Here is a 14,334-nt window from a genome sequence, read left to right on the forward strand (position 1 = left end):
GCTAGATATTTAGCAATTTAGGCTGACACAGAATTCTGAACGCCCTCTACCCAGTAAGTAAAGAATAGTAAGAAACACACCAAAATTATTGTGAATGTACTTTTTAACTGCTTTAAGGTCATTGTTTAACTGGTTGTAATACTTACTGGCGGCTTCAATTACCATAATAAATCCTTTTAAAATTCTTATCTTAACAAAATAATTAGTAAATGCTGTAGTTTTGTTAAATTATTGACCTCAACTGCAACTCTTTGCCACGGCTTATTTGATGACACTGGGCTAGCAGTAACTCGGCAGTGGCTTGTGCATCGGTCAGTGCGTGATGGCAATGATAGCTTGGTAACTCATAACGTGTGCGGCAAGCATTAAGGGTTAAATCATCTTGTTTTATTTCAGTTGAATGATGGAGTAAGCGCTTTTGCTCAATATGCAGTGTGTCGATTATGAGTTTAGGCCGTATTGTTATATTGGCATTTTTAAGCGCTATTTTTAAAAAGCCCCAGTCGAGCATGGCATTATGAAACACTAAAATACAGTCGCTAAAATGGTTACTTAATTGCATTAATATACTGTTTAGGCTTAGCCCCTTTGCTATAGCATCATCGCTAATCCCATGAAAAACAGGACTTTGCTCAAGGCTTTTTACGTCTTTATTTATAAGGTGCTGCGACTCGCTCATTTTTATACATTGGTTATCTATTATCACCCACGCTACCGATACAATTTCGTGCTGTTTTGCATCAAGGCCAGTTAGCTCTAAATCAATCACTAAGTAACGTTGTTGTAAGGCATTTTTACCTAGTAATTTACGGCGCTTTAAATACCGAGTGAGCAGCTTTTTTACCATGTTAGTAATCCATCATTATAAACTGCCGCGAGCAAACTTAAACGCGGCGGCTTGCTGCGCTTGTTTAACAAGGTAAAACGCTTCTCTTAGCTGATGGCGCTCTAGTGAGTTTAATTTATTAGGATTAATACAATTACTCGGTAAGCCCTCTTCGTTTATTTGTGTACTCAAGCGCAACTGCGTTAAGAACCGCCAGCAGTCTTTTAGGTTGTATATATCTTCTTTGCTGATCAGTTTATGTTTTAGTAGTGCATCCAACCGCTCTTGTGTGTTGGCGCGCCTAATACCCGCTTTTAAAGCGTATAACCGCACTATGTCATTTATAATTACGACACCGCGTTTTTTTAAATCTATGTATTTATTATTTTGATCTGTTTTTTCGGTTTTAAATTTATTAAATAAACCAATTGGCACGCTGTTGCTACTTATGTCGGTTGCCATTGCGGCATAGAATAAGTCGTTACGCGATATACGAATTAGTTGCTCGCAAAAAGCCGTGTATAAAGCGTTTGAACCTTCAATAAATCGCAGGTCAAAAAATATCTTACAGTTAAGCATTGCATTGGGTGTGGGGCTTTTTATCCATTTAAAAAAGCGCTCGCTCCAGTCGTTTACGCTCATACGGCACTCATCACTGCTTGCCATAATATTACCTGGGCAACGCCTAATGCCACACTCAACTAAATTTTCACATACAAACTCCCCCATACTTTTAAAGTAAGCGTGTTGCTCGGGGGTTAAGTCGTTAGGGAGTAATAAGCCGTTGTCTTGATCTGAATGCAGGGTTTGTTCTTCGCGTGCTTGCGAGCCAAAGCAAATAAAACTAAAGCTGGTTGGCGCTGCGCCATGCTCTTCTTGAAATAAGTGAATCAGGCGCGATGTAAGCGCATCGGTTAAACCACTGAGTAATTTACCAATTAACGATATGTCGTCAATGTTGTACGAAAAACTACGCAAAAGTTCGGGAATTTCTTTAGCGTAGCGTTTTAAGTCAGTAACAGTATGCGCTTTATATATGCGCCCAATAAGCTGTACGGGGTCACTTTTTTGTTGGCGCAGTAAGTCGGTGCTGGTTATCATCCCTATCGGGTTATGGTTTTCGTCAAGCACAGGCAAATGGTGAATATTGTATTTAAGCATTAAGTGCAGCGCCGAAAACACCCGGTTATTTTCAAATATAAACTTAGGTTTGGCGGTCATAATACTGCTTACTGCGTCTTGTGGATCTACCTCGTCGGCAAGTACTCGGTTGCGTAAATCACGGTCAGTCACAACCCCTACTAAGTGCGCGTGCTGCGTTATCATTATTGACGACACACCATGCTCTTTCATTTTTTTAGCGCTTTGCCTAATACTTGCATCGGGCGAAAGTGTAATTGCTGTGCGGGTCATCAGCTCTGATATTTTACGTTCAGACCAACTATCGTTTTTACTTTTATAATGCGATGACAATAACCGGTTAGCGTGAGCGCGTACAAAGTATTGCTCAAACGATTTATATTCTCTGCGTAAAAAATCAAAATGCGTTTGAGAGAGCATATACACTATGCCCTCTTTTTGTACTTCTAACCTATTTTGAATTGCCTCACCGGTTAATAGCGACGGAAAACCAAAATAGTCACCTTGCGCTAAGCGCGTAACAACATCGCCCTTGCCATCAACTAGGTCGTACAAACCAGAGCGAATTAAAAATAGTTTAGGGTTTTCACTTTGTAACCACTGAGTTTGGTTTTCACGTGTAAGGTAAATAACATCGAGGTGATTTACAAAGTACTCGCATGCACTGCTATTAAGGAGGCTAAAAGGCGCTTGCAAACATACATACTGGGCTATTTCTTGTTGTTCTACACTCATTGTATTCGCTCTTTGAATGGTGATGTACCAATCTAATGTACTTACTTATTAAACAAATAAAAAGCCCGACTAAAGTCGGGCTTTTGGTGCTTTATAATTTTAAACTTGGCCTATAAATTATTGCCTAGTGATCGTGCGCTGCTGCAGATCCTTTAGGGTTACGAATACCTTCTACCATTTGTTGAATTTCTGGTGGTGTCGCTTGGGTAAACTTAAGAACAATTGCAGCAACTGCAAAGTTAATAACCATACCCACTAAGCCAATACCTTCAGGCGAAATACCTAAAAACCAGTTTTCAGGATTGTTAAGCTCAGGGCTAACAAACTTGAAGAAGATAATATACGCAGCGGTAAAGCCAATACCCGTTACCATGCCTGCAATTGCGCCCTCTCGGTTCATTGTTTTAGAGAATATACCCATAATAATTGCTGGGAAGAAACTCGCTGCCGCCAAGCCGAATGCAAATGCCACTACCGATGCCACAAATCCAGGCGGGTTAATACCAAAGTACGCGGAGATAACAATAGCGACCATGGCTGCCAACCTCGCTGCAAGTAACTCTTGCTTGTCGGTAATATCGGGCTTGAGGGTTCGCTTGAGTAAATCGTGCGAAACGGAGGTCGAAATAACCAGTAGTAAACCTGCTGTTGTAGACAGTGCAGCGGCAATACCACCTGCAGCTACTAGTGCAATTACCCATGCTGGTAAATTAGCAATTTCTGGATTTGCTAATACCATAATGTCGCGGTCTACATTTACTTCGTTAGCACTGTTCGGATCGGTGATTTTACCCGCCGTGTAAAACATTCTGCCATCACCATTTTTATCATTAAAAGTAATTAAGCCGGTACGTTCCCAGTTTTTGATCCACGTTGGTGCTTGTGCATACTCTGTACCGCTACCATCTTTACCGTTAATAGTATCAACCATGTTTACGCGAGCAAATGCAGCAACTGCTGGTGCTGTAGTATAAACAATAGCAATAAACACTAAGGTCCATGCCGCTGATATACGCGTATCTTTAACGCGAGGTACAGTGAAAAAGCGAACAATTACATGTGGTAAACCTGCAGTACCCACCATTAATGCACCGGTAATAGCAAATACATCAATCATACTCTTAGAGCCTTCGGTATACTGAGAAAAGCCCAATTGCGAACTTATGCCATCTAGCTTATCAAGTACATAAGCACCTTCTCCGCCAATTAATGTGGCACCAAAACCAGTTTGTGGCAAAAAGTGACCTGTCATCATCATAGAGATAAAAATAGCCGGTACTAAGTAAGCAAATACCAGCACACAATACTGTGCAACTTGCGTATATGTAATGCCTTTCATACCACCTAAAACAGCATAAAAGAATACAATAACCATACCTATGTATACACCGGTTTCAATTTCTACTTCTAAAAAGCGAGAAAAAACCACGCCTACGCCACGCATTTGCCCTGCAATGTAGGTAAAACAAATGAATATGGCACAAAAAATAGCAACTAAACGCGCGGTACGTGAGTAGTAACGGTCGCCAATAAAGTCTGGCACAGTAAACTTGCCGAATTTACGTAAGTAAGGCGCTAAACACATGGCAAGTAATACATAACCACCTGTCCACCCCATTAAGTAAACGCCGCCGTCGTAACCCGCAAACGAAATAATACCCGCCATTGAAATAAACGACGCCGCGCTCATCCAATCGGCAGCGGTTGCCATACCATTAGCTAAGGGAGGTACGCCGCCACCCGCTACATAAAACTCTTTAGTTGAACCCGCTCGGGCCCAAATTGCAATGCCGATATAAAGCGCGAAGCTTAAACCAACAATTAAAAACGTGAGTGTTTGAACATCCATTGCTTAGCTCCTATTCGTCTACGCCATATTTTTTATCTAACGTATTCATTTTGACTACGTACACAAAAATCAAAGCCACAAAGGTATAAATTGAACCTTGCTGGGAGAACCAGAAGCCAAGTTTAAACCCAAAAAAACGTACTTCATTAAGTACATCAACCAGTAATATGCCAAAACCAAAAGACACGACAAACCACACTGCTAACAGTTTAAATAACAGCGAAATGTTTTCTGCCCAATAAGCTTTTGCTTGTTCTTCATCTTTAAAAGCCATTTTTGTTTTCCCCTTTAAGCACCGCAATATCGCGATGAGTGGTTTTTTATCTTCGCTTACCAATTTAGCAACGCTGGTTACATATTGAATTGAGACCATAGTCGTAACAGCTTGTTAACGTTTACGTAAACTGCATTTATCATTCAAGCGTGTTTTATATATTTTTATATTATTTCAATTGCTTAGGCTGTTTTTGTAAGCTGGCTTTATGATTAAATTGATAAGTTGGTCATTAATGCGACATTAGTCTAATGCTCAAGGGTGTTTTATTTTTACTGTTAATATTCAATAAGATATAAATAAAATAAAAGTTTTATTTTAAATTCAACCCTCACACTTAACCTCAGTTCTGGTATTGTGTTAATCCCTCATAGGGATGAGGGACTATTTAAAATAATAAGGTTTAATAACAACATGACTGCCGTACTCATTATTGTTGCTTTAAGTTATATAGGTGTGCTGTTTTGGCTTGCCAATTGGGGCGATAAAACAACCCCTTTAGCAAAGCGTATTAGCCATCACCCATTTGTGTATTCACTCTCACTCGGGATTTACTGTACCTCTTGGACTTATTACGGTTCGGTTGGAACAGCCGCCACCAGCAGTTGGAGTTACTTGCCAATATTATTAGGCCCTGCGTTGCTGTTTTTATTCGGCCAAGGATTTTTACGTAAGCTGGTACTGGTAAGTAAAAAACAAAATATAACGACTATTGCTGACTTTATTTCAGCTCGTTACGGCAAACGTCAAACTACAGCAATAATGGTTACTGTAATCGCATTACTGGCAACCATTCCCTACATTGCACTGCAATTAAAAGCGCTTAGTACAAGCTTTTTACTTTTGCAAAACAGTAATAAAATATCCGGCGATATGCTCGCGCTTTCTGCCACACTAATTATGGCTTTATTTGCTATATTTTTTGGTACTCGCAAAGTTGATGTAACTGAATATCGCTCTGGCTTAATGCTCGCTGTTGCATTTGAATCTATGATTAAACTTATTGCTCTTATTGCCGTTGCGGGGCTTGCAGTATTTACACTTTTTAATTTACCCGAAGCCACCACGAACAAAGTAACTGAGTCTATTTGGGGTCACTGGAGCGATTTTAACTTTTTTAGCTTTAACTTTATTGGCCAGTCTTTAATGGCTGCAGCGGCTATTATATGTTTGCCTCGCCAGTTTCATGTAACCGTGGTCGACAACCAAAACAAACGCCACTTACTTACCGCTCGCTGGGCTTTTCCGCTGTATTTACTACTAACAGCCGCAATGATTTTACCTATTGCGACTGCGGCCATTCATCCTGAAATTGGCAGCGGCTATTCACCCGACAGCTTTGTACTTGCCCTACCGCTAATTAACGACAACGCCTTTTTAATCACCTTTGTATTTATAGGTGGACTATCGGCCGCCACCGCAATGATAGTGGTAGCAACGCTTACATTAAGCACGATGATCTCAAACGATGTGGTACTGCCGTTAATGCTGCGTAGAAAGTTTAAACGTAACTTAATTACCAGCAGTTATAAGTCTCGCATATTACTTGTAAGGCGCTTTGCTATTGCAGGCATATTAATTTTGGCCTATTTCTATCAGCAATGGTTTGGCCATAGTAGCGCACTGGCCAGTATGGGCTTGGTGGCGTTTTCACTTGTTACCCAATTGCTGCCCTCTATTGTGGGTGGTTTATATTGGCGAAAAGGTCATGCTTATGGGGTGTATGCAGGTTTAGTAGCAGGCTTTATTTGCTGGATACTATTTTTAATGCTGCCAATACTCGATGCCGGCACAACCCTTGATAGCGAGCTGCAACAAACGCTTATAACGCGTGGAACCTTGATAGCTTTGTTTGCCAATATTGGTTGTTATATTAGTTTTTCACTTGGGGCTGAGGAGCGCTTAATTGATAAAATTCAGGCCGCTGCTTTTGTTAACCCTAAAGATCAGGCTATTTTATCCAGGCGCTTAAATAAAGACGTAAAAGCCACCGTTTACGACTTTAAAATACTACTGCAAACATTTCTAGGTATTCAGCGCAGCCAACAAGTATTGGCCCATTACGCACTCGCCCATCATTTAAGCGATAACAACGCACACCCAGAGCCTGAATTTATAGCTTACTGCGAACGCGCATTAACGGGCGTGCTTGGTGCATCGTCGGCACAAGCGTTAATACATACGGTATCGTCAGGTAAACGTATGGCGTTTGAGGAAGTAGTAAACTTTTTTGACGAAACCACACAAGCGTTGCAATTTAATCAAAATCTGTTATTTACCTCACTCGAAAATTTAAGCCACGGTATTTCAGTTGTTGATAAAGATTTAAAACTCGTTGCATGGAACAAACGCTACAATGAAATGTTTGGCTACCCTGAAGGCTTTTTAGAAGTAGGCCAACCTATAGAAGACATTATTAGATACAACGCTAACCGTGGTGAATGTGGCCCCGGTGAAATAGAACGCCAAGTAGAAAAACGTGTACAGCATTTAAAATATGGCAGCTCGCATCATTTTATTCGCCACCGTCGTAATGGCCAAGTATACGAAATGATTGGTAATCCGCTGCCCGATGGCGGATTTGTTACCAGCTTTTCAGATATTACAAACCACATAAGTACGCAAAATGCGCTTGAAGAAGTAAACATGGATCTTGAAAACCGCATAGAAGCACGTACTCAAGAAGTGCAAACTATCAATAAAGACTTACAAGCTCAAATAGATAGCCGTGTACAAACTGAGCAAGCACTTACTTTAGCTAAACGAGAAGCAGAGCAAGCCAACGACAGTAAAACGCGCTTTTTAGCACTGGCGAGCCACGACATTTTACAGCCGTTAAATGCAGCACGTTTATACCTTGCCGCTATTGACGAAAAACAGCTCGATAGCACTAACCAAAACAGCTTTGAAAAACTAGGCGACAGTCTCGATTCAACCGTGCATTTAATGTCGGCATTGCTTGAAATAGCTAAGCTTGAGCAAGGCGCTATGACCCCTACCCCTCGCCACTTTTATATTGAAGATATTTTAGCGCCATTGCAAAGTGAATACGCTATTTTATCAAGTGATAAAGGCCTTAAACTTAGTGTGCGTTCAAACCAACAAATTGTGCACAGCGATATAACCTATTTGCGCCGAATTATTCAAAACTTGGTCTCTAATGCAGTTAAATACACCGATAATGGCCGTGTATTAATAGCCTGTAGGAACCGGAAGCACAATTTACGAATAGAAGTATGGGATACAGGCCCAGGTATTAGCGAAGTAGAGCAAGCTAAAATATTTAACGACTTTTACCGTGTTGAGTCGGACGATAACAAAGGCGTAGGCTTAGGCTTAGGTGTTGTAAAACGTATGGCTGACTTATTAAGTTTGCCGCTTGATGTGCATTCTGAGCCAAATAAAGGTAGCCGTTTTAGCATTGAGGTACCTTATGGTGACGAGCAGTTTGTACAACAAAAAAGTACTACAAACAGCTTAATAGAAAACCGTGCCGCAATTAATATTGTTGCCGTAGACGACGACCCTGAAAATTTAGCAGCAATGGCAAGCTTACTTAAAAAGTGGCAGGCTAATTACACCCTTTTTGATAACATAGATAATGTACTGGCGCATGCTAAGCAAAACGGTGCACCCGATGTTATTTTAATGGACTACCAATTAGGCAATGACTGCGATGGCATAACGCTAATTAAAACCCTGCGCGAAATTTGGCAAAGCCAAGTCCCTGCTATTTTAATTACCGCCGTGCGCGACACCGAGCTTAAACAGGAAACCAAAGCCGCTAATATTCATTATTTAAGTAAGCCAATTAAACCGGGCAAACTAAAGGCACTGCTTAATCACAGTACATAATAAGCTAGTAAAAAGTGATCTAGTTAAAAGTATTCTAGTTAAAAGTGTTCTAGTTAAAAGCTATCAAGTAATAGCGTAAAACAAAAAGCCCAGTATCTTCTGGGCTTTGCTTTATAAAGTATTCATAAAGTTAAACTTGATTTACTCGGCTTCTAATCTTTTGGAACAACCAACTTAACCCCACCAACGAAAGCCCTAATCCAATAAACGAAAGCGCTTTAAGTAAGCCCTCCAAGTTAGCCATATCAATTAAAAACACTTTAACAATAACTGCAGCTAGTATGCCTAGGCCTACTTTTTGTATTAATAATTGATTTTTTAAATGACCAAAAATAACAGTACCCGCCCCCATTACTAACCAAATAACAGAGTAGCTATAGAGCTCTGCATTGCTCGCCCCTTTTGATAAGTATATGTAAGGACCTTGCCAGTATTGACGAATAAAGCTGTTTATTGCCAATAATATAAAGCCACCTGCAACGGCCAATATAAATGGCGTAGCTTTAGCATTTATTGGTTTTACAAGCTTGGCCAGCCAAAGCGTTAATCCTGCAGGTACTAACCACAATAGTAATAACCAGTTAAATATTGGCAGCTCACCTATGTAAAGTGATTCAAATAATGGGTTATCGTCAAGCAGTGTTTTAATAGCAAAAAGCCCTGCTAACCCCGCAAGTGCAAAACCCGCCACTTTATATAACTTAGCTAAAGTACCGGCAAGTTTTGCTCTGTGTAAATACACACACCCTAATGCCAGCCAGTTACAGGTAAGGAGTATTTGTTCGTAAAAGTTAAGTGAATCAAATTGCGGATAATGCCCTACTAACTGATAACTTGTTTCGGTAGTAATAAAAAGCGCTAAACAATGAAGAGCTGCACCTTCGAGCCATATTTTAAGTTTTGATGAGTCAAAGCACTTAGCTGCGGCAAAAAATAACGCAATACATAACGGATAAACCACAATACTCCAATGCAAACCAAATACCGTAAGTGCATCGTAACTTGGTGTCCAAGGCGCAAGCGTTAAGCGCAGTAATAACGCAGCAACTAAGGCTTTTATAGGCCAATGCGGCATAGGCACGTTATAGCGCTTAATAAGTACGCTTATAAGTAATACTTGTACAGCAAGTGCAATGGTTAGGCCGCTGTCACTTAGTAGCATGGTAATTGCTAACGTAATATTGGCATTAGCCCCTACCCAATAAGTAAAACGCTGAAATAGCGTTGTATTATGCTGCGCGAGCTTTATTAAAATAGCCGCCACTACAAACAATGCAACGGCCCAAAGTGGATATGCAGTACTTAACGCAGAATTAGGAATAAGCGTATATAAAGTCGCTATCATTACAAATGCACTAAATGCCCCCGTAATATGAAACGCTAAACGCTTAATCTGTTTTTTACCGTAATAGAGCCCAAAAGCGGTAAGTAACAATCCGAGTAATAAACCCAAACCGTATTCATTTTTGAATATAAAAAGGGCGTCATCAAATAGGTTTGGCGAAAGATGCGTGCGCTGAGCGCCTAATACTAATAGCGTTGAAATAACTAACGCTACGCCCTGCCAAATATCCCAACGGCTATTTTTAAGGACTAAAAACAACACCAATACAATACTTAACACGCCGATTGCTTGCCACTGCATATCAAAGTGACTGATCAACATAGTAAATATTAAGGGCGCTATAAAAGCGAGTAGTAATGCATGATCTGGAAGCACTTTAAGTAAACGTTTTAAACTGTGCGGGCGATGTTCAATAACATTCAGTTTTAGACCTAAGCGCGGTATAGCAATTAACCCTACAATACTAAGTAAAGCAAATGCCCCCATTAACCAAACGGTATTAGCTTTAAGTAGCGTAAAACCAACTAAATACCAGCCAATGTGCCCAGCCCATAGTAAATACCACAACCAAGCTCGCTGTACTTTATGTGCAACTAACGCAGCCGACAAACTTACAAAGCCAATATACATTAACAGCGCAAATAAGTTACCACTGCCAGTGCTAACCCATATTGGTACGCTGTAAGCGCCAATAATACCAAGCACGGCCAATAGCGGGCCTAACCTAAGCGCCATCGCGCTTGCACTAATTGCTATAATAGCTAACGCAAAAAATGCCACGGTAGGGCTCAGCATGTCGTAACTGCTGTAAGCTAAAAGCGTTAAAGCAAAACAGGTAATAAACCCGCCGCTTGCAAGCGCTGCGGGTATGTAATTATTAAAGCCTTCAAATACAATGCGTTTATGGTGTAAATAAGCTGCGGCTGCAATTAGGCCAAGCCCAAATAAGCCGCCTAAACTCAACCTCATTACAGGCGATAATAATCCCGCTTCTAGGCTGTATTTAGCTAAAAAGATGCCCCCAAACGCAAGCGCTATTGCGCCTATCCAGGTCATCCAGTTCTCTTCAAACCCTGCGCGCAATTTATTAAATAGTAATTCTATGGCTGATGCTTCAGCTGGTTTGGCTTTTTTAGGAGGCGCTGATAGCTGATTTATTACAGGTGGCGACGCGTTTTGGGACGTTAAGCTTGGCTGTGCTTTATGAGCAATTGGCTCTGATCTTGAAAGCGCTGCCTGAGCCGTAGATGCTTCACTTTGAGGTTCACTTTGCGATATCGATTTATGTGTTTGTAGATGTGTTATTTTGGCCCTTAAAACAGCAACTTCTTGTTTTAATCCATTTAACTGCACTAGCGCTATTAAGCCGCAAATAGCACCGGCAACTACAACCAGTATTACTATGACGGCTAACCCAACTAAATCATCCATGGCACACTCTTATTAATTATTATGCCCTGAGTGTACCTAATTATTAATGAGTAGGTAAATTTTGTTCAATAAAAAAGCCTAAGCACTTAAAGTGCTTAGGCTTTATGCTACTTTATATGTTTAGGTTTATTCAACACTATCGGTAATAGTGCGCTCTAGGGTCATCTTATAACCTGAGCTTGTTGTTTCATCATGCTCTAAAATCAATATGTAGTTACCCTCTTGTGTAAAGTCCATATCGCTTTGTTGAATAAGCACAATTTGCTGGCCGTTGTCTTCGTAAACAACATAAACCGTGTAAATTTCGTTATCTACAACCTGCTCTTCTTGGTCATACTTATCTAGGCCATCGACTACGTTACTGGTGTCGTCTACCGTTTCGCCGTTAAGTGTAAAGTACACATCAACATCTGAAACCGACTGCCCTGCGTAGCTTTCAATTAGGTTTACAACCGATACCGTATGGCTGTAACTACTTGGTGTTAGGTTTTCTTCAACGCTCATCATACGTAAACCGTTATCTGCGTCGGTATAAAAAATACCCACCGCACTTTGCTCACGCTCTAGCGTCATTAAAAAGTTATCAGCTAGTTTTGTACCTTCTTCGTCGTACATCGCTACGCTGTAACTATTAGGCGAAAGTTCAACATAATCGGTATAAGAGTCACTAGCGACTGTATTTGTTGTGTTTACAGTTGTACCGCGTGTAGCAGAAAAGCTTACTGGCGAGTAGTCATCAACCGTATTTATAAAACGTAATTGCCCCAGTGCAGATTGATGTTTAAGCTCAGTAACGTAGTTATTATCGGTTACTACATCAAGCGTAATACCACCTTCTTCTGTTGCATAACTTGGGCGGATCATTGCTACATAACTTGCTTCATCGTATAAATAAACAGATGAAGACTCGTACACAACATCACTGCTGCCCGCTTCTGTTATGTAAATAGTGTAATAACCTTCATCAACGCTTTGCAGATCTAACTCACTTAAATATTGAGCCGATGAAAAAAGTGTCGCGCTTTCAAATACGCCATCATCAGTTGCTAAGTAAATATCGTAGCTAGTATCTTCACCTGCAATATTGTAAAACCCTAAGTTAAACTCACCCGTATCGCTTGAGATAGGTACGCTAAGCTCTGTAAATGTAGGCTCATCAAAGTTACCACTCATTACTACTAACTGTGTTTTGTCACCCTTAATAGAAATTTCTTGATCGCTAATTGTTATATAGCTGTCGTTAGCATCTAGGTACTCAAAACTTACATCATAAGTGTCTGTGCTGTAGTTATGGCGAGTAGTTACATCAGCAAAATCAGCGCCTGACCGCTCTGTTTCTTCAACAAACAAACGTGTGTATGGGCTATTGTAAGAGCCGTTATACAATTGGATGTAACCTGTAGAGCTTGAGCTATCGTCAGAGCCACAGCCCGACAAAATAGTAATTAGACTTAAGGGTAATGCAGCTTTTAAAAGGGAGTTGGTCATTAAGGTTATTCCTTATTATTAATATCCCCATTATGACCCAAACATTCTATTTTAATTTCATGATTTACAAAGCATTACCCTCACTGACATTTCCTTACGAAAACGTTAAAAAGTGTAGTAAATGTGCAAATAATAAGGACGAAACTCACATAAATAAACAATGAGATAATTAGGGCGTGTTGATCTTTGGTGGGCAAATTTGCAGTAGTATGTTTAGTTTTCAGGCAAGGCAAAGCCTATGTCGTGTGGTTATTCCCCATAAATAGGCGATAACGCAGCATAAATACCAAACATGCGCTGCCCTTTGGTTCTTTCTAGGGACGATTAACTCTTTGCTGCTCGGTTTTTACTTATTCTTACAGGGATGTAGTTAGTAGAATAACGCAGGAGCAGTTACCGAGCCCACTACAAACCTCGCGCCGCGATTTAATTCCTCCTAGATTGAACAAATTTCAATCCACAAAGGTCAACACGCCATAGACAAAAAAGCCACTTAGATCTATTAAATAAAGGTACTTAATCCCCATATACCAAGTATTAAAATAGTAATGCCAATCATTGCTTTAGTTTTATGTTTACTAATGATTCGCTCAGCTTCATTACCGGCATAATAAACAATAATAGCCAGGCCAAAGTAACGAATAGAACGCGCAATACCTGAGGCCAATAAAAATAACCAAATAGAGTACTTAGTCGCGCCAGCTGCAAGCATCGCTATTTGAAACGGAATAGGCACTATGCCTAGTGTTATTACAAACCAAAAACCTTGATCTTGCATTTGCTGTTTAACGTTTTCAAATTGCTCAGGGCTCGAAAACGTATTAATAATCCAATCGCCAACCGCATCAAATAAATAGTAACCCAATGCATAACCAAACAATGCACCCACTATGCAGCCTAAGGTCGCCATTAGTGCTATAAGCCATAGCTTTTCTCGACGAGCCTGCATAAGAGGCACAAGCACTGCTTCAAGTGGAATAGGAACTATGGTTGACTCTAAAAACGACGCCACTGTAATACCGCTAAGCATATGCTTAGAGTCAATAAAATTACGCGTTTTTTCTTTTAGCTTTTTTTGAATGGCCATAGTAAATCCTTTTCACTTATCAGTAAGAACAAAAGTATTCAATAAGCCAATAATTACATATTTAGGTTAATACACGCTGAAAACAGTGTACTAAATTTACAGGTCCTAGGGCGTATTGATCTTTGTGGATTGAAATTTGTTCAATCCAAGGAAGATTAAATCGCGGCGCGAGGTTTGTAACCTAGTGGGCTCGGTAACTGCTCCTGCATTACCCTACTGGCTTACATCCATGTTAGAATAAGTAAAAGTCGAGCAAAGCTTCCGCGTCCTGCTCACGCCCCTTACCTACATCCATGTCATAGGT

8 protein-coding genes are annotated in these 14,334 nt (G+C 40.4%); 1 reads left to right on the plus strand and 7 read right to left on the minus strand.

All coding sequences use genetic code 11. From position 1 onward, the window contains the following. Window positions 1-223: 223 nt before the first annotated feature. From GQR53_RS18890 to GQR53_RS18905, 4 genes are all read right to left on the minus strand, one after another. A complete protein-coding gene (locus GQR53_RS18890; RefSeq protein ID WP_165744929.1) occupies window positions 224-847 on the minus strand; it encodes a 3'-5' exonuclease in 624 nt (207 codons plus the stop codon). Window positions 848-862: 15 nt separating this feature from the next. Next, on the minus strand, window positions 863-2,701 hold the full coding sequence (locus tag GQR53_RS18895; protein ID WP_165744930.1) for a DUF294 nucleotidyltransferase-like domain-containing protein: 1,839 nt from the start codon (window positions 2,699-2,701) through the stop codon (window positions 863-865). A gap of 124 nt (window positions 2,702-2,825) precedes the next feature. After that, entirely contained in the window at window positions 2,826-4,550 is a 1,725-nt protein-coding gene (locus GQR53_RS18900) for a sodium:solute symporter family protein (protein ID WP_165744931.1), read from the minus strand. Between the two features lie 10 nt (window positions 4,551-4,560). Beyond that, on the minus strand, window positions 4,561-4,824 hold the full coding sequence (locus GQR53_RS18905) for a DUF4212 domain-containing protein (RefSeq protein WP_011327286.1): 264 nt from the start codon (window positions 4,822-4,824) through the stop codon (window positions 4,561-4,563). Between the two features lie 414 nt (window positions 4,825-5,238). Between GQR53_RS18905 and GQR53_RS18910 the strand changes: the two genes are divergently transcribed. Beyond that, window positions 5,239-8,679 carry a PAS-domain containing protein gene (locus tag GQR53_RS18910; RefSeq protein ID WP_165744932.1) on the plus strand — a complete coding sequence of 1,147 codons (3,441 nt, stop codon included), beginning with the start codon at window positions 5,239-5,241 and terminating at the stop codon, window positions 8,677-8,679. Window positions 8,680-8,809: 130 nt separating this feature from the next. Here GQR53_RS18910 and GQR53_RS18915 read toward each other — a convergent pair whose 3' ends face one another. The 3 genes from GQR53_RS18915 to GQR53_RS18925 all read right to left on the minus strand — a co-directional run bounded on the left by GQR53_RS18915 (window position 8,810) and on the right by GQR53_RS18925 (window position 14,030). Continuing rightward, on the minus strand, window positions 8,810-11,455 hold the full coding sequence (locus GQR53_RS18915; RefSeq protein WP_165744933.1) for a DUF2339 domain-containing protein: 2,646 nt from the start codon (window positions 11,453-11,455) through the stop codon (window positions 8,810-8,812). Window positions 11,456-11,581: 126 nt separating this feature from the next. Continuing rightward, window positions 11,582-12,943 (minus strand): hypothetical protein, encoded by a 1,362-nt coding sequence (locus GQR53_RS18920; protein ID WP_165744934.1) that lies wholly within the window; start codon window positions 12,941-12,943, stop codon window positions 11,582-11,584. A 502-nt stretch (window positions 12,944-13,445) separates the two neighbouring features. Then, window positions 13,446-14,030 carry a VTT domain-containing protein gene (locus GQR53_RS18925; protein WP_165744935.1) on the minus strand — a complete coding sequence of 195 codons (585 nt, stop codon included), beginning with the start codon at window positions 14,028-14,030 and terminating at the stop codon, window positions 13,446-13,448. Window positions 14,031-14,334: the final 304 nt, after the last annotated feature.

The organism is Pseudoalteromonas sp. Z9A6 (assembly GCF_011378805.1).
In the GTDB taxonomy this organism is placed as follows: Bacteria; Pseudomonadota; Gammaproteobacteria; order Enterobacterales; family Alteromonadaceae; genus Pseudoalteromonas; species Pseudoalteromonas distincta.